The organism is Streptomyces sp. NBC_00178, assembly GCF_036206005.1.
Taxonomy (GTDB): domain Bacteria; phylum Actinomycetota; class Actinomycetes; order Streptomycetales; family Streptomycetaceae; genus Streptomyces.
Genome location: NZ_CP108143.1, coordinates 2,857,668 through 2,877,854 on the forward strand (window position 1 = coordinate 2,857,668; position 20,187 = coordinate 2,877,854).

Here is a 20,187-nt window from a genome sequence, read left to right on the forward strand (position 1 = left end):
ACTCCGTGCGCCCCTCGTGCACCGGTACCGTGGGTGAGGTCACGCTTACCGTCGGCCCCTCACGGGCATCCACCGTCGTAGAGTCGATTGACCGTGCGAACGTGTCGAGCGACTTCCCCATACGACGCCCCGAGGACGGATACCGCCATGCCGCATCCGACTGCCGCACAGTTCTCCTACGGTTCGGCCACCGTCGTCCTCTCGGCGTTCGCCATGCTGCTCCTGTCCGGCACGCAATCCGGCATCGCGATCGCCGCCGTCTGCGCCGCCGCGCTCGCGCTCGGCATCCTGGTCGCCCTCGCCGTGCCGCTGCCCGCCCGCGCGAAGGGGACGCAGAAGGCCACGGCCCCGTCGGCCGCCGCCCGGGCCCACCGCACCGTCGAGGACATCGAGCTGGCCGCCGCCCGGCGCGAGCACATCGGCGAGCACTCGCTGCACAGCTGAACAGCACGGCTCAGCGGGTACTGACGACCACCGTCTTGCCCGCCTTGTCCTCCAGGGTCTGCCGGTAGGGCTTGCTGGTGAACATCAGCACGATGTTGATCAGCCACCACAGGCACGGGCAGCACAGCAGCGCCGGGACCCACAGCACCACGGCCCGCATCAGCGAGGAACTGGTGTCCGGCACGGATCCGTCGTTGAGCATCGCCACGCGCATCTTCAACAGCCGCTTGCCGGGCGTGCGCCCGTCCTTGTGCGTGAAGTACGTGTCATAGGCGACGTACAGCACGAGGGCGATCAGCGACCAGACCAGCTGGTGCCCGCTGTAGGCGTCCCCGACGGCGTTGCCGAAGTCGTCGTCGTCCTCCGAGACGTCGACCGCGCCGCCCCAGGGCAGCGAGATCAGGTACAGCGGGACCGAGATGATGAGGAAGTCGATCAGCCGCGCCAGGATCCGCTTGCCCGGCTCCGCGAGCGGAGGCATGCCCGCCAGCGGGTCGGCACCGCCATAGGGCCCGCCGCCGTACGGGTCGTTCGGCGGGGGCGGGGGCGGCGGCCCTGCGCCGTAGGGCGAACCGCCGGACGGGGGCCCCTGCGGCGGCCTCTTGGAGAAGGGGTCGTCCTCGGGGGGCTGCCCCGGCGGCGGAGGCGGTGGTTCGTTGCTCATGGGGGCAGTGCACCCCGGCCCGCGGGGACCCGCAACGGCTCAGGTGCTTTCGGGGGACGGTGCGTCAGCACACGGGCGTACGCCCGGTCTCAGCCCGCGACGAAGGTGCGGGCCGCCTTGTCGTGCCAGCACTGGCGCCACGGCCGGTCGACCAGGCACCAGAGCACGTTGACCACGCCGACGACGACGAGGCCGAGCACACCGTAGACCAGCCAGCGGCGCAGGGCCGCCCCGAGGGAGGGCGCGTCGTGGGTCTCGATGTCACGCACCTGCAGACCGCACAGCCGCTTGCCCAGCGTGCGGCCCCACTTGGCGGTGGGCAGGGCCTCCAGCAGGAAGCCGAGCAGCAGGAACGCGGCGAGCACCCCGCCGAACAGACCGGCCGTGGTGGAGTCCAGCAGATAGACGGTGACCGTCTCACCGGACTGCTCGGCCGCCTCGATCTTCCGGTCGATGTGCTCCACGGCGCGGGTGACCAGCGGCAGGGCGACGGCTCCGACGAGCGCCCCCAGCACCAGCGTGTCGACGAGCCGCGCGGCCAGCCGCCTGCCGAGCCCGGCGGGCCGGGCGGCTGCCTGGGCACGCGCCAGCTGCTGGAAGGGGTCGTCGGCCGGCGGCTTCCAGGGCACGACCGGCTGCCCCTGCGCGGGCCGGGCAGCCTGCTGCTGCGACGGCACAGGCGCCTGCGGCAGGGGCTGCTGCGCGCGGGCCACCTGCTCGGGCCGGGCGAGCTGGTGTGCCTGCTGCGCCCAGGACGCGGACCCGCCACCGGGGCCGGGCGTCAGAGGCGTGTTCAGGCCCGGCGCCTGCGGTGCGTGAGGTGGCTGCTGCGCGGCCGGCTGCTGCGCGGCCGGCCGCTGCGGGGCCGGCCGCTGCGGGGCCGGCCGCTGCGGGGCCGGCGCCGGGGCGGCGGGCGGCGCGGTGGCGCCCGGTTGCAGGGCGCGGATCGCCATCGTGCCTTCGGCCCGCGCCGGGCCCTCCCCACGGGGTCCCGGGGTGCGGGCCGCCGGGCCGGTGGACGCGCCGCCGGCGGGGGCCGCCCCGGGCTCCGGCCGGCCGGCGGGGGCTGCGTCGCGCATACCCGGCAGGGCGCCCCGTGTCGGGTCGGGGGCGTCGTCCGGACCAGGGCCGGCGGGAGACCGCCCGGCCGGGAGCGCGGGCTGCGCGGAAGCGGCGGGGGCCGGGGCGTCGGGCGTACGCGGATCCTGGCCGCCCCACGAGACGAGGCGGTCCCGGTCCCCGCCGAAGCCGGTCTGCCGGGAGGTGGCCGCCTGCCACGCGGACGCGGGCCGGGGGCGTCCGGGGGCGTCGGACCCGCCGGTGCCGGCGGCCGGCGCGGCCTCGGCGGCAGCAGCCCCCTGCACCTCGTCGAAGTACATCGGCCCGGTCTCCTCGACCGGGGCGGCCGGGCGTCGCGGAGCCGGGTCCGCGGACGGGGCGGGCTGCGGCGCGGGGGCGGACCCGCTCTGCGCGGGTGCGGGCCGGCTCGTGCCGGGGACCCAGGAGGCGCCGTTCCAGTACCGGACGTATCCGGGAATGGACGGGTCGGGGTAGTAGCCCTCGCTGGGGCGTTCGTCACCGGGTGCCGGGGTTGGGGCGCTCATCACCGTGGTCCCGTATCTCTTCGAGGCCTCAATACAAGGGTCCACATCTATCAGACCACCGAGCGCCCCCGGGCCGGTCCTGTCGTTTGGACCACTTTCCAGGTCGCGGGAAGTTTTTCTGGGAAGTCGCGTCATAGACGTCCGGGAGGGCGCTCTCTCCCGTGCGGGCCGGTCACGGGGCCGGGCCCACGAGCATCGGAAGGTCGTGCACCCTCATGCAGAACGCCGTCGAACGCGAGTTGGAAGTGAAGCTGGTCCTGTCGCCCGAGCGGTCGGTCCCCGTGCCCGCGCGCCTCTCCTACCTGCCCGACGACCCGTACGCGGTGCACATCGTCTTCCACATCGGCTCCGAGTCGCCCGTGCACTGGACGTTCGCCCGGGAACTGCTGGTGGAAGGGGTGTTCCGGCCGTGCGGGCACGGCGACGTACGGATCTGGCCGACCAAGGTCGGTGACCGGGCGGTCATCTGTTTCGCCCTCACCTCACCCGACGGCGACGCCCTGCTGGAGGTGCCGTCCGTCGCGGTGTCCGCCTGGGTGGAGCGCACCCTGCGGGTGGTGCCGCCGGGCACCGAGAGCACCCTGCTCGGTCTGGACGGCGCCCTCGCCGATCTGCTCGCACCGCTCCCGGCCGACGACCTGTGGCTGAGCGATCCGTGGTCCCAGGAGGAGACCCCGGACGGTGAGGCCTGACCGCGCCGTGCGGCCTGTCCGCGTCCGGGGCCGTGCGGGACCGTCAGAACAGCTTGCCGGGGTTGAGCAGGTCCAGCGGGTCGAAGGCCGCCTTGATCCCGCGCTGCACCTCGACGCCCACCTCGCCCAGCTCACGGGCGAGCCACTCCTTCTTGAGCACGCCCACGCCGTGCTCCCCGGTGATGGTCCCGCCGAGTTCGAGGCCCAGCGCCATGATCTCGTCGAAGGACTCACGGGCCCTGCGGGACTCGTCGGCGTCGGTGTGGTCGAAGCACACGACGGGGTGGGTGTTGCCGTCGCCCGCGTGGGCACAGACGCCGATGGTGAGGCCGAACTTCTCCGCGATGGCGGCCGTGCCCTCGATCATCGCCCCCAGCCTGGAGCGCGGCACGCAGACGTCGTCGATCATCGTGGCGGACTTGACCGTCTCCAGAGCGGGCAGCGAGAGCCGGCGTGCCTGGAGCAGGAGTTCGGACTCGGCGGCGTCATCGGCGGGTACGACCTCCGTGGCACCGGCCGCCGTGCAGAGCTCGCCGACGGCGGCGAGGTCGGCGGCCGGATCGGGCGTGTCGAAGGCGCAGAGCAGCAGCGCCTCGGTCGACTCCGGGAGTCCCATGGAGGCCATCGCGTTGACGGCACGCACGGTCGTACGGTCCATCAGTTCGAGGAGTGACGGGGTGTGTCCCCGCTCCATGATCCGGCACACGGCGTCGCAGGCGGCCGCCGCGGAGGGGAACTCGGCGGCCAGCACCAGTTGCTGCGGCGGCTGGGGACGGAGCGCGAGGACGGCCTTGACAACGATGCCGAGGCTGCCTTCCGAGCCGACGAACAGCCGGGTGAGGTCGTACCCCGCGACGCCCTTCGCGGTGCGGCGGCCGGTGTTCAGCAGCCGCCCGTCGGCCAGGACGACCTCCAGGCCGAGGACGTATTCGGCGGTGACGCCGTACTTCACGCAGCACAGCCCGCCGGACGCGGTGCCGATGTTGCCGCCGATGGTGCACATCTCCCAGCTCGACGGGTCCGGGGGGTAGTACAGCCCGTGCTCGTTGACGGCCCGGGACAGCTTCGCGTTGACGACGCCGGGTTCGACCACGGCGATCCGGTCGACCGGGCTGATCTCCAGGATCCGGTCCATCCTGATCAGCGACAGCACGATGCAGCCGTCCGAGGCGTTGGCCGCGCCCGACAGGCCCGTCCGCGCACCCTGCGGCACCACGGGGACCCTGAGCGCGGTCGCGGTCCGCATGACGTGCTGGACCTCCTCGACCGTGCGCGGCAGCACCACGACGGCGGGGCTGCCCGCCTCGCAGAAGCTCGCCATGTCGTGGGCGTACGAGGCGGTGACGTCCGGGTCCGTGATCAGTGCGTCGGCCGGGAGACCCGCGCGCAGTCGTTCGAGGAGAGCGTCCATGATCCAAGCGTGACACCCGGGGGCCAATGGTGTGAACCCGTCTGCGCCGACGTTCGTCCAGCGCGATGCGATCTTCGTACTGACGCACAGTGATGGCCATGGATGCCATGCCGCAGCAGAACCAGGAGCCGCCCGCCTCCACCCTGCCGCCCCAGGGTGCGACGTCCCTCCCTCCGCCTCCCGCGTCGATGCGCACCACGCTGCGCCGTGCGGCCTTCGGCGCGGTGGCCGGTGCCGTCCTCGTGGCCGGGGCGGTGATCGCCGTACCCGACGGCTCGGACGAGGCCGCGCCCCCCTTGCCCGGGCCGGTCGCTCGGGCCGAGACCGCGGCGGCGGCTGGGTCCCCCGCATCCCTGTCCGATCTGACGGCGCTCATCGGCGACCGGCAGAAGTGGGTGGAGACGCACCCCTCCGACGCACCGTCATGGGCGGTGCTCGGTACGGCCTACGCGGAGTGGGGACGGCGGTCCGCCGACGCGGCGTACTTCACCCGGGCCGAACAGGCGCTGCAGCGCTCGCTGGCCGCGCAGCCCGGCGAACGCGGGAACACGGCGGCCTGGGTCGGGCTCGGGGCGCTGGCCAACGCCCGGCACGACCACCTCGCGGCGAAGAAGTGGGGCGAGACGGTGCGGGCGCGGTCGCCGAGGACCTGGACGGCGTACCCGGTCCTGATCGACGCCTACAACGGCCTCGGCGAGTACGCGGCGGCCGCCAGGGCGACGGAGAAGTTCGCGTCCCTGCGCAAGGGCGCCCCGGCGCTGGCCAGGACGGCCCAGATGTACCGCAACCAGGGCTGGCGCGAGGACGCCCTGGCGACCGCCCAGGAGGCGGCCGACCGGGCCACCGCGCCCGCCGGGAAGGCGGCGGCGCTCCACCTGCTCGGCGACCTGGCCGCGGAGCGCGGTGAACCGGCCGAGGCCCTCGCGCAGTACGACGCCGCGCTGCGCACGGACCCCGGCCACCTGGCGTCCCGGGCGGGCCGGGCCCGCGCACTGGTGGCGCTGGACCGCACGGACGAGGCGACGGCGGACTACCGGACGGTGACGACGAAGCTGCCCCGCCCCGAGTACGTGCTCGAACTGGGCGAGCTGTACGAGTCGCTGGAACTGGACGGCGACGCCCGCACCCAGTACGCCAGGCTCCGCACGCTCCTCGCCCAGGCCAAGTCCGCCGGGGTCGACGAGTCGCTGACGGAGGCACGCTTCGAGGCCGACCACGGCGACCCCGAGGCGGCGGTGGAGCTGATGCGCACCGCGTGGGCGTCGCAGCGCCGCAGCGCCGAGATCGCGGACACGCTGGCCTGGTCGCTGCACCGCGCGGGGCGGTCGGAGGAGGCGATGCAGTACGCCGACCAGGCCGTGGAGACGGGCGTGCGGGACGCCTCGTTCGCCTACCACCTGGGCGCGATCGAGGCCGCACTCGGTCAGGACGGCCCGGCCCGCGGCCATCTGGAGGAGGCCCTGCGGACCGACCCGGACTTCTCGCCGCTGGCGGCCCCGCTGGCCAGGGAGGCGCTGGAGTCCCTGGGCGATCCGGACGCCGGCGGCCCGGCGGACATGCGGCCGCCGCCCGAGCCGGAGCCCGCCCCGTCGGCCTCCGCCCCGGCGAAGCCGGAACCCACGCCCGACCCCGCACCGGAGTCCGGCTCCGCGTCCGGGTCCGGGTCCGGGCAGAAGCCCGAGCCGACGCGGTCGGCGTCCCCGTCCCCGCGTGCGGCGAAGCCGAGCGCTTCGGCGAGCGCCTGAGGGCTGTCCCGTAATCCCCAGCCGACGCGCGAAGGGTGCCCCCTCCCGGCCGGGAGGGGGCACCCTTCGTGAAGGGCCGGCCCCTAGAGGTTGCCGCGCTTCTCCTGCTCGCGCTCGATGGCCTCGAACAGCGCCTTGAAGTTGCCCTTGCCGAAGCCCATCGAGCCGTGACGCTCGATCATCTCGAAGAAGACCGTCGGCCGGTCCTGGACCGGCTTGGTGAAGATCTGCAGCAGGTAGCCGTCCTCGTCGCGGTCGACCAGGATCTTGAGCTCGCGCAGCGTCTCCACGGGGACCCGGGTCTCGCCCGCCCACTCGCCCAGGGTGTCGTAGTAGGAGTCCGGGGTGTCGAGGAACTGCACGCCCGCCGCCCGCATGGCCCGCACGGACGCGACGATGTCGTTCGTGGCGAGGGCGATGTGCTGGACGCCCGCGCCGCCGTAGAACTCGAGGTACTCGTCGATCTGCGACTTCTTCTTCGCGATCGCCGGCTCGTTGATGGGGAACTTCACCTTGAGCGTGCCGTCGGCGACGACCTTCGACATCAGCGCGGAGTACTCGGTGGCGATGTCGTCGCCCACGAACTCCTTCATGTTGGTGAAGCCCATGACCTTGTTGTAGAAGGTCACCCACTCGTTCATCCGGCCGAGCTCGACGTTGCCGACGCAGTGGTCGATGGCCTGGAAGGTCCGCTTGCCGGCCGGCTCCACGATCGGCTCCGCCGCGACGTAGCCGGGGAGGTAGGGACCGTCGTAGCCCGAACGCTCCACGAGCGTGTGGCGGGTCTTGCCGTACGTGGCGATGGCGGCCAGCACGACGGTGCCGTGCTCGTCCTTGACCTCGTACGGCTCCGTGAGGCCGGTCGCGCCGTGCTCGACGGCGTAGGCGTACGCCTTGCGGGCGTCGGGGACCTCGATGGCGAGGTCGACCACGCCGTCGCCGTGGGCGTGCACGTGGTCGGCGAGGAAGGTGCCCCACTCCGTGGACGCCTTGACGACGGAGGTGAGGACGAAGCGCGCGGAGCCGTTGGTCAGGACGTAACTCGCGGTCTCGCGGCTGCCGTTCTCCGGTCCGGAGTAGGCGACGAGCTTCATGCCGAAGGCGGTCGAGTAGTAGTGCGCGGCCTGCTTGGCATTGCCCACGGCGAAGACCACCGCGTCCATTCCCTTCACCGGGAAGGGATCGGCCTGCCGGGCGGTGTCGGGGGTGGTGTGCAGAGTCTCAGTCATGTCCGAAGGTTCCCGCCGCTCCGCAAGGTGCGCAACAGTTCGCGCATCCACTGGTCAATGTGTCCAGCCCCGCGCCAGGATGAGCGGACTATGTGTACAGCATGACCATCGGGAGAAGGATCATGGCGATCGATCATCTGGACGGCCGGCTCATCCTGCTCCTGGCCCGTGAGCCCCGTATCGGTGTACTCGAGGCGTCCAGGCGGCTCGGGGTGGCGCGCGGCACCGTCCAGGCGAGGCTGGACCGCCTTCAGTCGAATGGCGTCATCCGCGGCTTCGGGCCCGAGGTGGACCCGGCGGCACTCGGCTACCCGGTCACGGCCTTCGCCACCCTGGAGATCAAGCAGGGACAAGGGGCCGACGTACGGGCCCACTTGAGTGGCGTCCCGGAGGTGCTGGAACTGCACACGACGACCGGGCACGGGGACATGCTCTGCCGGCTGGTCGCCCGCTCGAACGCCGATCTCCAGCGGGTGATCGACCGCGTGGTCGGCTTTGATGGCATCGTCCGGGCCTCGACGGCGATCGTCATGGAAAACCCGGTACCGCTGCGTATTATCCCGCTGGTTGAGCAGGCTGCAGAGGACACCGACTGAGCCTACGGAGCAACATGTGAACTTCTGGGAGTATGTGGGCACCCGCCACCAGCAACTGCTCACCGACACGTATCAGCACGCCAGCGCCGTCTTCCAGTGCATGGTCATCGCCACCCTCCTCGGCGTCCTGATCGGTGTCGTCAGCTACCGGAGCGGCTGGGGCGGCTCACTGGCGATCACCTCCACCTCGGCGATCCTCACGATCCCCTCGCTCGCCGCGATCGGTCTGCTGATCCCCCTGGTCGGCCTCGGGGTACCGCCCACCGTGATCATCCTGACGCTGTACGGGCTGCTGCCCATCGTCCGCAACTGCATCGTCGGACTGCGCGGGGTCGACCCGAATCTCGTCGACGCGGCGAAGGGCATCGGGATGTCCCGGACGCGGCGGCTGCTCAAGGTGGAGCTGCCCCTCGCCTGGCCGCCCATCCTCACCGGCATCCGGGTGTCCACCCAGATGCTGATGGGGATCGCCGCCATCGCCGCCTACGCCTCGGGCCCCGGACTCGGCAACGAGATCTTCCGCGGCCTCGCCTCACTGGGAAGCGCCAACGCCATCAACCAGGTCCTCGCCGGCACCATCGGCATCGTCATCCTCGCTCTGCTCTTCGACGCCGCCTACGTCCTCCTCGGGCGGCTGACCATCCCTAGGGGGATCCGTGCCTGAGACCGCCACCGGGCCGACGGAGTCGACCCCGGAACGCACCACCGCCTCGGGCGCCACCATCCAGCTCGAGAACCTCAGCAAGTCCTATCCCGGCAGCCCGGCCCCGGCCGTGGACGACGTGTCCATGGACATCAAGGCCGGCGAGACCGTGATCCTCGTCGGCCCCTCCGGCTGCGGGAAGTCCACCACGCTGAAGATGATCAACCGCCTGATCGAGCCGACGTCCGGGCGGATCAGGATCAACGACGAGGACGTCACCGACATGGACCCGGTGAAGCTGCGCCGGAAGATCGGTTACGCGATCCAGTCCTCCGGCCTCTTCCCGCACATGACGGTCGCCGAGAACATCGCCCTCGTGCCGAAGATGACCGGCTGGTCGAAGTCGGGCGTGAAGGACCGTGTCGAGGAGATGCTCGACCTGGTCGGGCTCGACCCCCGCGAGTTCCACGGGCGCTACCCGCGCCAGCTCTCCGGGGGGCAGCAGCAGCGCGTGGGGGTGGCGCGAGCCCTGGCCGCCGACCCGCCCGTCCTGCTGATGGACGAGCCCTTCGGGGCGGTCGACCCGATCACCCGGGACCACCTCCAGGACGAGCTGATCCGGCTCCAGCACGAGCTGCACAAGACGATCGTCTTCGTCACCCACGACTTCGACGAGGCCATCAAGCTCGGCGACCGGATCGCGGTGCTGCGGGAGCGTTCGCACATCGCGCAGTTCGACACCCCCGAGGCGATCCTCACCAACCCGACGGACGACTTCGTCTCGGGATTCGTCGGCGCGGGCGCCGCCCTGAAGCGGCTCAACCTGACCCGTGTGCGGGACGTGGGCATCGCCGACTTCCCCACGGTGACCGTCGAGGACCCGCTCCAGTCGATCTTCAACAAGCTGCGGGACGGTCAGCACAACGAACTGCTGATGCTGGACCGGCGCAACCGGCCCTACAAGTGGCTGCGGCGCGGCGACCTGATGCGGGCCAAGGGCTCGCTCGCCCGGGCCGGGCAGCTCGTGCACGACACGGTGACCCGGGACGCGACGCTGCACGACGCCCTGGAGGCGGTGCTGACCGACAGCGGCGGGCGCGTCGCCGTGACGGGGCGGCGCGGTGAGTTCATCGGCGTCGTCGACATGCACACCCTGATGAACTCCGTGCAGGAACTCCTGGAGGCCGACCGGCTCACCGCGATGGAGCACGAGCACGACCTGGAGGAACTGCGCGAGCACCGGACGGAACAGGAGCTCGAGGGAGGTGACGGCGGACTGTGACCCCCAGTCATCAGGCGCCGCCCAAGGGGGCGCGGCCACCGGGCGAACACGACGTGAAGGGCCACGCGTTCCGTGACGAGGAGGCGGAGCCGCCGTCGCGGTCCGCGCCCGCACGGCGGATCACCTGGCAGAAGCTCGTGGTGGTCCCGGCGGTGCTCGCGGTCGTCCTGGTCGCCACGTATCTGTGGATCTCCAACGCAGAGCTCGACTCGGTGGCCGAGAACTCGATCGCGGGTGACATCGTCGAGGTGCGCTGGTGGCAGCACGTCAGGCTGACCGCGATCTCCACCTTCTGGGTGCTGATCATCGCGATCCCGCTCGGCATCGCCCTGACCCGGCGCGGCCTGAAGAAGGCGGCACCGGGGGTCACGGCCCTCGCGAACATCGGCCAGGCCACCCCGGCGATCGGACTGCTGGCGCTGCTCGTGATCTGGCTGGGCATCGGCCCGTCGACCGCGATCGTCGGCATGGTGATCTACGCGGTGCTGCCGGTGCTCTCCAACACCGTGGCGGGGCTCAACTCGATCGAGCCGACCCTCGTCGAGGCCTCCCGGGGCATCGGCATGTCGGCGATGGGCACGCTCACCAGGGTTGAACTGCCGCTCGCGGTCCCGCTGATCCTGGCGGGCGTGCGGACGGCGCTGGTCCTCAACGTGGGCACGGCGACCCTCGCCACCTTCGGGGGCGGCGGCGGACTGGGCGACCTGATCACCTCCGGCATCCAGACGCAGCGCATGCCCGTGCTGGTGCTCGGTTCCGTGCTGACGGTGGTCCTGGCACTGCTGGTGGACTGGCTGGCCTCGCTGGTCGAACTGTGGCTGACGCCGCGCGGACTGGAGGAAGCGTGAGGATACGAACGGGCCTCGCATCGGTGGCCGCGCTCGCCCTCGTGCTCACGGGGTGCGGGCTGAAGAGCGGATCGCCGCTGGTGGACGAGGTGGCACCGGGGTCGGTCGGCAAGGGACAGCCCCTCAAGGGCGCGTCCCTCACGGTGACCTCGAAGAACTTCAGCGAGAACATCATCCTCGGCAACATCATCGGCCTGATCTTCAAGGCGGCCGGCGCCGAAGTGCTGGACCGCACGAACCTCCCGGGGTCGATCAGCGCGCGCGAGGCGGTCGTCAAGGGCGAGGCGGACGCGCTGTACGACTACACGGGCACGGCGTGGATCACCTATCTGGGTCACGCCGAACCGATCGCCGACCCGCAGAAGCAGTGGAAGGCGGTCCGGGACGAGGACATCGGCAACGGGGTGACCTGGCTCCCGCCGGCCACCCTCGACAACACGTACGCCCTGGCCATCAGCAAGAAGAACAACGAGAAGTACCACCTGAAGACGCTGTCGGACGTGGCCGCGCTCGCGAAGAAGGACCCGAAGGCCGTGACGGTCTGCGTGGAGAACGAGTTCGCGTCGCGCGACGACGGCCTGCCCGGCATGCAGAAGAAGTACGGGATGAAGCTGCCGGCCGCCAACACCAAGAAGATGGACGCCGGGATCATCTACACCCAGGTGAACAAGTCGAACTCCTGCCTGCTGGGCGAGGTGTACACCACGGACGGCCGGATCAAGGCGATGAACCTGGACGTGACCGAGGACGACGAGCAGTTCTTCCCCAACTACAACGCCGCGCCGGCCATCCACACGGCGACCCTCGACAGGTATCCCGAGATCGCGGAGATGCTGGCGCCGGTGACGAAGAAGCTGACGACCGAGCTCGCGCAGGAACTCAACTCCAAGGTCGACGTGGACGGCGAGGACCCGCACGAGGTGGCCAAGGACTGGCTGCTGAAGGAAGGATTCATCAAGGAGGGCTGAGCAGGAAGCTCCACCGCCCTTGCCGGAGCCGGGACGCCCACCGCAGTGCGCGGAGGGAGTCCCGGCTCCGTTGTGCGGGCCCTCCCCCGGGCACCTTCGGACCGCGCGGGCCGACTTCCAAAGAACTCGTTGCAAAAAAAGTGTTGCAAAGCGTTCTTTGCAACACTACCGTTCCAGCATGGCCCCGAATGAACCGGCAGACCGCACGTCCCCGTACGCGGACGACCCCGAGCTCCACCACGTCGACGCCCGCACCCTGCGGGGGCTCGCCCACCCGCTGCGCATCCGGCTGCTGAACGCTCTCCGGGAGTTCGGACCCGCCACCGCGTCCGGACTCGCCGACCGTCTCGGCGAGTCCAGCGGCGCCACCAGCTACCACCTGCGGCAGCTCGCGGCGTACGGCTTCGTCGAGGACGATCCGGAGCGCGGCAAGGGGCGCGAGCGGTGGTGGAAGGCCGCCCACACGGGGACGGTGTTCGGGGCCGCCGCCGACTTCACCCACCACGCGGACCCCGAAGTGCGGGGCGCCATAGGGGTGGTGCTCCACGAGGTCGCGACCACGCACGCACAGGAACTGAACACCTGGCTCGGGACCATGCACGAGTGGCCCGACGAGTGGCAGCGGGCGATGGACATCAGCGACTTCAAGCTCCGGCTCACCCCGGAACTCGCCCTGGAACTCGTCGGGAAGCTGCACGAAGTGATGAGCAGTTACCGGGGCCGCGTCCCCGACGACACCGAAGGGGCGGGCGTCGTCCGCACCCATCTGCACATGTTCCCGCGCTCCACCGACTGAGGGGACCACGGTCATGCACTGCGACATCCACCTGGTGCTGCACACCCTGCGCGCCGCCGAACTCCAGGACGAGGCGGCCGCGTTCCGCCCGGCACGTCCCGGCCTGCGCCACCGGGTGGGCTGGACGATGATCGAACTGGGCCTCAGGCTGACCCAGGCCCCGCCGGCCCCGGCCCGTACCGTGCGGGCGGTCTGACCGTGGACGGGGGAGGACCGGTCCTGCGGAGCCGTACACCGCTCGCGGCCGTCCTGGCGGCCAACTCGATTTCGACGGCGGGCACGTCGCTCACCCTGATCGGCGTGCCGTGGTTCGTCCTGGAGACCACCGGGAGCGCGGGCCGGGCCGGGGTGGTCGCGTTCTGCGCGACCCTGCCCATCGTGATCGCCGCCCTGGTGGGCGGGCCCGTCATCGACCGGCTGGGCCGGCGCCGGGTGGCCGTGGGCTCCGACGCGGTCTGCGGCGCGGCCGTCGCCGCCGTCCCGCTGCTGCACCACGCGGGCCTGCTCGAATTCTGGATGCTGTGCGCCCTGATGGCGCTGAACGGGCTGGCCCACACCCCCGGCAACACCGCGCGCTACGTCCTCGTGCCGGACCTCGCCGCACACGCGGGCATCACGCTCGCCCGCGCCGCGAGCCTCTTCGACGCGGTGTCGCGCGGCGCCCGCATGGTCGGTGCGGCCCTCGCGGGCGTGCTCATCGCCGTCGTCGGCGCCGAGACCGTGCTCCTGCTGGACGCCGCCACCTTCACACTGTCCGCCCTCCTGGTGGCGGCCGGCGTACGCGGGGTCCGCGCGGCCGAGCCGCGCAAGGCCGCGGCCCCCGTGTCACTGCGTACCTACGGGACCGAACTGCGCGAGGGGTACGCCTACTTGCTGGGCAACAGGCTCCTGCTCGCCGTCGTCGTCATGGTGATGTTCATGAACGGCACGGACCAGGGCTGGAACGCCGTCCTGCTGCCCGTGCACGCCGAGGCCGAGCTGGGCGGGGCCACCGACCTCGGGCTGCTCACGGCGCTGTTCGGGGCGGGCGGGCTGACGGGCGCACTGCTGTACGGCGCGGTCGGCCACCGCTTCTCGCGGCGGACGGTGTTCTCGGTGTGCGTGGTGCTGTGCGGGGCGCCGAGGTTCGCGGTGGCGGCCCTGACCGGCACGACGCTGCCGCTGGCGGTCACGATGGCGCTGGGCGGTGTCGCCGGGGGCATGCTGAACCCGATCCTGACGACGATGACGTACGAGCGCGTCCCCGAGGAGCTGCGGAGCCGGGTGTCCGGCGCGCTCACGGCGGGCTGCGAGCTGGCGATGCCGGTGGGCGGCCTCGCGGCGGGGCTCCTGGTGGAGAGCGCGGGGGCGACGGGGGCGCTGCTGGCGATGGGAGGGGTCTACTTCCTCGCGACGCTGAGCCCGCTGGTCTTCCCTGCCTGGCGCTCCATGGAGGGCCCCGGGCCGCAGGTCAGCAGCTCGGGACCTTGCCCCCCTGTTCGAGGGCCCGCAGCGAGGACACCGCGTTCTTCAGCGTCGTGACGGGGACCAGCCGCAGTCCGTCGGGGCGCTCGGCCTTGGCCTGCGTGCACTCCGCCTTCGGGACGAGGAAGACCGTCGCGCCGTCACGCCGGGCGGCCTGCGTCTTCAGGGAGACCCCGCCGACCGCGCCGACGGTGCCGTCGGGGTCGATGGTCCCCGTACCGGCGACGGTGCGGCCGCCGGTCAGGTCACCGCCCGAGCCGTCACCGGCCAGCTTGTCGACGATTCCCAGCGCGAAGAACAGCCCGGCGCTCGGCCCGCCGACGTCCTCCAGGTGCAGGGTGACGTCCACCGAGCCCGGTGACCTGTCGAGGTACCGCAGCGCCGCGTCGACGGCGGAGTTCTGCGACTTCTCCATGTCCTGGAGGTTGTGCCGCTCGATCTCCTTCTCGGAGCCGCCGGTCGGGTAGACCGAGTCGCGCGGCATGACGGCGCGGTCCGCGCGGAACCAGCTGTCGACCACGCTCCCCACCCTGATGTCGGCCGTGGGCGAGGTCGCCAGGATCGTCGTCATCCGCAGCTGGCCCTCGGTGGCCCGGGTGGGCGCGCCGGTGATCGTGATGACCGGCTCCCCCTTGCTGTCCCCGAGGACGTTCGCCGTGGTGCCGGGCTGCGCCACGGTGAACGGCAGCGGCGCGAAGGCGGCCGTGCCGAACAGGGCGAGGACGGGCAGCGCGCAGAGGGCGAGGGCGCGGGGGCGTGAGAGACGAATGGCCACCCGCCCAATCTAGCCGCCACGCGCCCCCGGCTCCGCCCGCCCCGGTGCCGACGGGGCGGCAGCGCTCACCGCAGGGCGTCCGCGACCTCCCGGGCGGCGTCGAGGACCCTCGGTCCGACCCGTTCCGGTACGGCGTCCGCGAGCATCACGACCCCCACGCTGCCCTCGACCCCGGAGACCCCGACCAGGGGTGCGGCGGCCCCGCAGGCCCCGGCCTCCAGTTCGCCCTGGGTGAGGGTGTAGCCGGGGTGGTCGGCGGTCTTCTGCCGGGCGGTGAGGATGGCACGGCCCGCGGCGCCCCGGTCCAGCGAGTGCCGGAAACCGGCCCGGTAGGCCACGTGGTAGTCGGTCCAGGTCGGTTCGACCACGGCGACCGCGAGGGCGTCCGCGCCGTCGACCAGGGTGAGGTGGGCGGTGGCCCCTATGTCCTCGGCCAGGGAGCGAAGCGCGGGCAGCGCCGCCTCCCGGACGAGCGGGTGCACCTGCCGGCCCAGGCGGAGTACGCCGAGCCCCACCCTGGCCCGGCCGCCCAGGTCACGCCGGACGAGGGCGTGCTGTTCCAGGGTGGCGAGCAATCGGTAGACCACCGTGCGGTTCACGCCGAGTTTGTTGGACAACTCGGTGACGGTGAGGCCGTGGTCGGTATCGGCGAGCAGTTTGAGGACACGCAGTCCCCGGTCGAGCGTCTGAGAAGTCTCCGCGGTCACGACGCCCTCTCCCTCGTGGTGAGCGGGGCGGTTCTCCGGAGATGCCGACGCCGGTCCCACGGCGACGCACCGAGAGGCCGCCGACTGGCCATGGCACCGGCTGCGCTCCGCGGCCACACTGCCACGGGGCGTTCATGTTTCGGGGACATTAGCGAGCGGGTCCGCTCAGCGGAAGACCTCGTCCAGAATCCGGTCCTCCTCCGGAACGCGGCGGCATAACCGCCGGTCAGCGCGAAACCGTCCGGAACGCGAACATCTACGCGCGTCCAGGTCGGGTGACTCCGCGGCGACGCTCCGTGCAACACGTGTGAACGTGTGTTAACTCACTGTGAAATATCGGCCGCAGAATTTTCCCGCATCCGGCACACGACCGGCGCCTGCTGGGCCCCGCGCGCCCCGGCGCACCACGGGAGCGGGGCGGGCGCGGGGCGGCGGACCTCGACCGGAGTGGCGAGCTCCGCACGGAACGGCGCCGCACGGTCGCGCACTCACGGACGCTCGCGATCTCCCGCTCACGGCCCCTCGCGGACCCGCTTACAGACCCTCGCGATCCCGCTCGCGGACCCTCGCGATCCGGCTCGCTGACCCTCGCGATCCCGCTCACGGACCCCGCCCACGGAACGGGCCCGGCACGGGGTGTCCCCACGCACCGGGCCCTCAGGTCCCCGACGGCCCGCCTGCCGGTCACCGCATCCGGGTTGCCCACTCCTGGACCTTCTTGATCCGGTCCTGGATCTGCCCGGCCGTGGCCTCCGCGCTCGGCGGCCCGCCGCAGACCCTCCGCAGCTCGGTGTGGATCACCCCGTGCGGCTTGCCGCTCTGGTGGGTGTACGCCGACACCATCGTGTTGAGCTGCTTGCGCAGCTCCAGCAGCTTCTTGTGCGTGACGACGGGCCGGTCCTCCGCCGCCTTCTCCAGGAGGTCGGCCTCCGCGGCCGGCTTCTGGCGGCTGTGGGCGATCTGCCGGGTCTGCCGCTTCTGGAGCAGCAGTTGGACCTGGTCGGGTTCGAGGAGGCCGGGGATGCCGAGGTAGTCCTGCTCCTCCTCGCTGCCCGGGTGCGCCTGCATGCCGAACTCGGCGCCGTCGTACAGCACCCGGTCGAAGACGGCGTCGGACTCCAGCGCCTCGAAGGGCAGCTGGTCCTCGGTCTCCTCGTCCTCCAGCTTCTCCGCGTCCGCCAGGAGCTGGTCCTCCTCGGCGAACGGGTTCTCCTCGTCGCTGCCCTTCTTAGGCTTGTCGAGCACGTGGTCGCGCTCGACCTCCATCTCGTTCGCGAAGTCGAGCAGCATGGGGATCGTCGGCAGGAACACCGAGGCGGTCTCGCCGCGCCGCCTCGACCGCACGAAACGGCCGACGGCCTGGGCGAAGAACAGCGGGGTGGAGATGGTCGTCGCGTACACCCCGACGGCGAGGCGCGGCACGTCGACGCCCTCCGACACCATCCGGACCGCGACCATCCAGCGCGACCCGTCCTGGCTGAACCTGTCGATGTTCTTCGACGCGGCCTTCTCGTCGGAGAGGACCACGGTCGGCTTCTCCCCCGTGACCGACTTCAGGATCTTGGCGTAGGCGCGCGCCGACTCCTGGTCCGTCGCGATGACCAGCCCGCCGGCGTCCGGGATGCCCTTGCGGACCTCGGTGAGCCGCTTGTCGGCGGCGGCCAGCACGTTGGGGATCCAGTCGCCGGTCGGCGCGAGTGCCGTACGCCAGGCCTGCCCGATGGCGTCCTTGGTCATCGGCTCACCGAGCCGGGCCGCGATCTCGTCACCGGCCTTGGTGCGCCAGCGCATGTTGCCGCTGTAGCTGAGGAAGATCACGGGACGCACGACACCGTCGGAGAGCGCGTTGCCGTAACCGTAGGTGTAGTCGGCCGAGGAACGCCGGATGCCGTCGTTCCCCTCCTCGTACGCCACGAACGGGATGGGGTTCGTGTCGGACCGGAAGGGCGTACCCGTGAGGGCGAGCCGCCGGGTCGCCGGGTCGAACGCCTCCTGGCACGCCTCGCCCCATGACTTCGAGTCACCGGCGTGGTGGATCTCGTCGAGGATCACGAGCGTCTTGCGCTGCTCGCACCGGTTGCGGTGCAGCATGGGACGCACGCCGACTCCGGCGTACGTGATCGCGACCCCGTGGTACTCCTTGCTCACGGGTCCCGCGCTGTATTCGGGGTCGAGCTTGATGCCTATGCGGGCCGCGGCCTCCGCCCACTGCTTCTTCAGGTGCTCGGTGGGCGCCACGACGGTGATCTGCTGCACCACGTGGTGGTGCAGCAGCCAAGAGGCGAGGGTCAGCGCGAAGGTGGTCTTCCCCGCGCCCGGCGTCGCGACGGCGAGGAAGTCGCGCGGCTGGTCCTGGATGTACTTCTCCATCGCACCCTGCTGCCAGGCGCGCAGCTTGCCGGCGGTGCCCCAGGGGGCCCGGCCGGGGAAGGCGGGTGAGAGGTGGTGGGAGGCGGTAGTAGTCACGGTCTCCGGTTCGGGGCACTCGGGTACGTGGGGCGGTGTCCGCACGGGCCGGGACGGGCACGTACGCGATACGACAACCGGGCCACCCTACCGGCGGGCGCCTCGGAACCCCCTATGCCCGAGCCGCCGCCGGGTGGCGCTGAGACGCTCTTCACAGGCACCACCCCTGCGGCGGACCCGGCGCCTCCCCGGCCCACGGAGTCCGTCCCTCGTCACCCACGGGGCCTCACGCCCGCTCCCGCACCCGGCTCGCCACCCACACCCCCACCAGCGCCACCGCCGCCATCGGCAGGAAGACGACGGTGAACGCGCCGGGGTGCGCCGCCGCCGTGCCGCCGCCCACGGCTCCGTGCGCCGCCGCTCCGACCGCGCCGCCGCCGAGGGCGGCGAACGCCGCGCCCCCCGCGGCGAGCAGCAGGACGTTGGCGAGACCGTCGGAGATCTGGAGCGCCGCCGAATTGGCCCCCGCGTCCTGCGGGGCCGACAGCTTGAGCAGCAGCACGCTCGTCGACGCGATCACGATGCCCATGCCGAAGCAGCCGACGCCCCAGACCACCGCCAAGGTCCACACCGGCACCGACTCGATCAGCACGCTCGGCGCGGCCACGATGGACAGGGCGACCAGCACCATGCCCCCCACCATCAGCGCGCCGCCGTGCGGCTCCAGCCGGGGCCGGGCCAGCACGTACGAGCCGAGGGCCCAGGTCAGACCGCCCGCCGCGAGCGAGAGCCCGGCCAGCGTCGGGGACAGCCCGCGCTGGGTCACGAGCATCAGCGGGACGAAGGACTCGGCCACGATGAACGACCCCGCCGAGATCCCCCGCAGCAGGATCACCGCGGGCAGACCACGCGCGGCCCGAACGGTCCCCCGGGGCAGCAGCCCGCGTACGGCGGGGACGAGCAGCGCCGCGCCGGCGACGGCCGGAACCAGCGACGCCCAGCGGAGTTCCTGCCCGGCGAACTGCAGCAGCCCGGCGCCCAGCGAGATCCCCAGCGCGAGCCGGATGCGCCGCCGGTCGTACGGTTTCGCCGCCGCCCGCGTGTCGGCCGGCCCGCCCGCCATCCGACGTATCGCGGGCAGTGCGAGACCCAGCGGCAGGAGGATGAGCACCGGGATGCCGACGAAGACCCAGCGCCACCCCAGGTGCTCGGTCACCGTCCCCGAGGCGAGCGGACCCACGACGGACGGGACGATCCAGGCCGCCGAGAACCCGGCCATGATGCTCGGGCGGATCCGCTCCGGGTAGGCCCGGCCGATGACCACGTACAGCGCCACGATCACCAGCCCGCCGCCGACGCCCTGGACGGCCCGGCCCAGGACGAACATCCACATGCTCCCCGCCGTACCGGAGAGCAGCAGCCCCGCCCCGAAGGCCCCGATGCCGGTGGCCAGCGGGGCGAGCGGACCGCGGTGGTCGGCCCACTGCCCGGAGAGCACCATCGCGAAGAGGCTGGTGGTGAAGTACGCGGAGAACGCGAACGCGTAGAGCGGGATGCCGTCCAGCTCCCGGGCCGCCACCGGCATCGCCGTACCGACGGCGGTCGCCTCGAAGGCGATGAGCAGGACGACGGACACGATGCCGATGCTCAGCGCCCGGTACGTCCGCCCCAGCACACCCTCCGCCGGGGCGGGCGCGGTGGTCTCCACGAGGGTGGCGGTGACCTCGGCGTCATGGGGTTCCAGGGCAGTCATGAGCCCCAGAGTAAGGGGCGATCCACCCATTGACCCCTGTCGGAAGGCGGGTATCGAGCTGGTCCCTTCGACGTACGACCGAGCCGCCCGGGAGGGCCCCTGCCCGGTGCGGGGCACCTCTCGGCGGCCCACCGGACATGAACGCGGTGTGGCAGTCGTA

19 protein-coding genes are annotated in these 20,187 nt (G+C 72.0%); 11 read left to right on the forward strand and 8 right to left on the reverse strand.

Going from position 1 to position 20,187, the window contains the following annotated elements:
* The first annotated feature begins 147 nt into the window (after positions 1 to 147).
* Positions 148 to 444: a hypothetical protein gene (locus OHT61_RS12295; RefSeq protein WP_329037754.1), complete on the forward strand. Its 297-nt coding sequence runs from the start codon at positions 148 to 150 to the stop codon at positions 442 to 444.
* A gap of 10 nt (positions 445 to 454) precedes the next feature.
* On the opposite strand, the gene OHT61_RS12300 is transcribed toward OHT61_RS12295, so the two are convergent.
* Both OHT61_RS12300 and OHT61_RS12305 read right to left on the reverse strand, forming a co-directional pair.
* Positions 455 to 1,108 (reverse strand): RDD family protein, encoded by a 654-nt coding sequence (locus tag OHT61_RS12300; protein ID WP_329037756.1) that lies wholly within the window; start codon positions 1,106 to 1,108, stop codon positions 455 to 457.
* 89 nt (positions 1,109 to 1,197) lie between these two features.
* A complete protein-coding gene (locus OHT61_RS12305; protein ID WP_329037758.1) occupies positions 1,198 to 2,712 on the reverse strand; it encodes an RDD family protein in 1,515 nt (504 codons plus the stop codon).
* 215 nt (positions 2,713 to 2,927) lie between these two features.
* Between OHT61_RS12305 and OHT61_RS12310 the strand changes: the two genes are divergently transcribed.
* Positions 2,928 to 3,404, forward strand: coding sequence for an SsgA family sporulation/cell division regulator (locus OHT61_RS12310; RefSeq protein WP_329037760.1), 477 nt, complete (start codon positions 2,928 to 2,930; stop codon positions 3,402 to 3,404).
* Between the two features lie 43 nt (positions 3,405 to 3,447).
* On the opposite strand, the gene OHT61_RS12315 is transcribed toward OHT61_RS12310, so the two are convergent.
* Positions 3,448 to 4,815 (reverse strand): FAD-binding oxidoreductase, encoded by a 1,368-nt coding sequence (locus OHT61_RS12315; protein ID WP_329037762.1) that lies wholly within the window; start codon positions 4,813 to 4,815, stop codon positions 3,448 to 3,450.
* A 98-nt stretch (positions 4,816 to 4,913) separates the two neighbouring features.
* Between OHT61_RS12315 and OHT61_RS12320 the strand changes: the two genes are divergently transcribed.
* Positions 4,914 to 6,560: a tetratricopeptide repeat protein gene (locus OHT61_RS12320; protein WP_329037764.1), complete on the forward strand. Its 1,647-nt coding sequence runs from the start codon at positions 4,914 to 4,916 to the stop codon at positions 6,558 to 6,560.
* A gap of 83 nt (positions 6,561 to 6,643) precedes the next feature.
* Here OHT61_RS12320 and hppD read toward each other — a convergent pair whose 3' ends face one another.
* Complete coding sequence (hppD, locus tag OHT61_RS12325) at positions 6,644 to 7,789, reverse strand: 4-hydroxyphenylpyruvate dioxygenase (RefSeq protein WP_329037767.1); 1,146 nt, start codon at positions 7,787 to 7,789, stop codon at positions 6,644 to 6,646.
* Between the two features lie 122 nt (positions 7,790 to 7,911).
* Between hppD and OHT61_RS12330 the strand changes: the two genes are divergently transcribed.
* The 8 genes from OHT61_RS12330 to OHT61_RS12365 all read left to right on the forward strand — a co-directional run bounded on the left by OHT61_RS12330 (position 7,912) and on the right by OHT61_RS12365 (position 14,443).
* A complete protein-coding gene (locus tag OHT61_RS12330; RefSeq protein WP_329043217.1) occupies positions 7,912 to 8,385 on the forward strand; it encodes an Lrp/AsnC family transcriptional regulator in 474 nt (157 codons plus the stop codon).
* A gap of 16 nt (positions 8,386 to 8,401) precedes the next feature.
* Entirely contained in the window at positions 8,402 to 9,049 is a 648-nt protein-coding gene (locus tag OHT61_RS12335; RefSeq protein WP_329037769.1) for an ABC transporter permease, read from the forward strand.
* Positions 9,042 to 10,310: an ABC transporter ATP-binding protein gene (locus OHT61_RS12340; protein ID WP_329037771.1), complete on the forward strand. Its 1,269-nt coding sequence runs from the start codon at positions 9,042 to 9,044 to the stop codon at positions 10,308 to 10,310. The genes OHT61_RS12335 and OHT61_RS12340 overlap by 8 nt, the downstream gene beginning before the upstream one ends.
* Positions 10,307 to 11,158, forward strand: a complete 852-nt coding sequence (locus tag OHT61_RS12345) for an ABC transporter permease (RefSeq protein ID WP_329037774.1) — start codon at positions 10,307 to 10,309, stop codon at positions 11,156 to 11,158. The genes OHT61_RS12340 and OHT61_RS12345 overlap by 4 nt, the downstream gene beginning before the upstream one ends.
* Positions 11,155 to 12,126 carry a glycine betaine ABC transporter substrate-binding protein gene (locus tag OHT61_RS12350; RefSeq protein ID WP_443049412.1) on the forward strand — a complete coding sequence of 324 codons (972 nt, stop codon included), beginning with the start codon at positions 11,155 to 11,157 and terminating at the stop codon, positions 12,124 to 12,126. Before OHT61_RS12345 ends, OHT61_RS12350 begins: the two co-directional genes overlap by 4 nt.
* Before the next feature lie 178 nt (positions 12,127 to 12,304).
* The gene (locus OHT61_RS12355) at positions 12,305 to 12,922 is read left to right on the forward strand and encodes an ArsR/SmtB family transcription factor (protein ID WP_329037776.1); all 618 of its coding nucleotides are present in this window, start codon (positions 12,305 to 12,307) and stop codon (positions 12,920 to 12,922) included.
* A 13-nt stretch (positions 12,923 to 12,935) separates the two neighbouring features.
* Positions 12,936 to 13,118 carry a hypothetical protein gene (locus tag OHT61_RS12360; RefSeq protein ID WP_329037778.1) on the forward strand — a complete coding sequence of 61 codons (183 nt, stop codon included), beginning with the start codon at positions 12,936 to 12,938 and terminating at the stop codon, positions 13,116 to 13,118.
* Between the two features lie 2 nt (positions 13,119 to 13,120).
* Positions 13,121 to 14,443: an MFS transporter gene (locus OHT61_RS12365; protein WP_443049413.1), complete on the forward strand. Its 1,323-nt coding sequence runs from the start codon at positions 13,121 to 13,123 to the stop codon at positions 14,441 to 14,443.
* Here the strand turns inward: OHT61_RS12365 and OHT61_RS12370 are convergent.
* The 4 genes from OHT61_RS12370 to OHT61_RS12385 form a co-directional block, all read right to left on the reverse strand.
* On the reverse strand, positions 14,373 to 15,161 hold the full coding sequence (locus OHT61_RS12370) for a S16 family serine protease (protein ID WP_329037779.1): 789 nt from the start codon (positions 15,159 to 15,161) through the stop codon (positions 14,373 to 14,375). The genes OHT61_RS12365 and OHT61_RS12370 overlap by 71 nt on opposite strands.
* A 65-nt stretch (positions 15,162 to 15,226) precedes the next feature.
* Positions 15,227 to 15,868 carry an IclR family transcriptional regulator gene (locus tag OHT61_RS12375; protein ID WP_329037781.1) on the reverse strand — a complete coding sequence of 214 codons (642 nt, stop codon included), beginning with the start codon at positions 15,866 to 15,868 and terminating at the stop codon, positions 15,227 to 15,229.
* A gap of 684 nt (positions 15,869 to 16,552) precedes the next feature.
* Entirely contained in the window at positions 16,553 to 18,334 is a 1,782-nt protein-coding gene (locus tag OHT61_RS12380) for a DEAD/DEAH box helicase (RefSeq protein ID WP_329037783.1), read from the reverse strand.
* A gap of 226 nt (positions 18,335 to 18,560) precedes the next feature.
* Entirely contained in the window at positions 18,561 to 20,027 is a 1,467-nt protein-coding gene (locus OHT61_RS12385; protein ID WP_329037785.1) for an MFS transporter, read from the reverse strand.
* Positions 20,028 to 20,187 lie beyond the last annotated feature (160 nt).

Bases quoted from the DNA above. Each gene is read 5' to 3' on its own strand.
- OHT61_RS12295 (WP_329037754.1), top strand. From the start codon at position 148: ATGCCGCATCCGACTGCCGCACAGTTCTCCTACGGTTCGGCCACCGTC.
- OHT61_RS12300 (WP_329037756.1), bottom strand. From the start codon at position 1,108: ATGAGCAACGAACCACCGCCTCCGCCGCCGGGGCAGCCCCCCGAGGAC.
- OHT61_RS12305 (WP_329037758.1), bottom strand. From the start codon at position 2,712: ATGAGCGCCCCAACCCCGGCACCCGGTGACGAACGCCCCAGCGAGGGC.
- OHT61_RS12310 (WP_329037760.1), top strand. From the start codon at position 2,928: ATGCAGAACGCCGTCGAACGCGAGTTGGAAGTGAAGCTGGTCCTGTCG.
- OHT61_RS12315 (WP_329037762.1), bottom strand. From the start codon at position 4,815: ATGGACGCTCTCCTCGAACGACTGCGCGCGGGTCTCCCGGCCGACGCA.
- OHT61_RS12320 (WP_329037764.1), top strand. From the start codon at position 4,914: ATGGATGCCATGCCGCAGCAGAACCAGGAGCCGCCCGCCTCCACCCTG.
- hppD (WP_329037767.1), bottom strand. From the start codon at position 7,789: ATGACTGAGACTCTGCACACCACCCCCGACACCGCCCGGCAGGCCGAT.
- OHT61_RS12330 (WP_329043217.1), top strand. From the start codon at position 7,912: ATGGCGATCGATCATCTGGACGGCCGGCTCATCCTGCTCCTGGCCCGT.
- OHT61_RS12355 (WP_329037776.1), top strand. From the start codon at position 12,305: ATGGCCCCGAATGAACCGGCAGACCGCACGTCCCCGTACGCGGACGAC.
- OHT61_RS12360 (WP_329037778.1), top strand. From the start codon at position 12,936: ATGCACTGCGACATCCACCTGGTGCTGCACACCCTGCGCGCCGCCGAA.
- OHT61_RS12385 (WP_329037785.1), bottom strand. From the start codon at position 20,027: ATGACTGCCCTGGAACCCCATGACGCCGAGGTCACCGCCACCCTCGTG.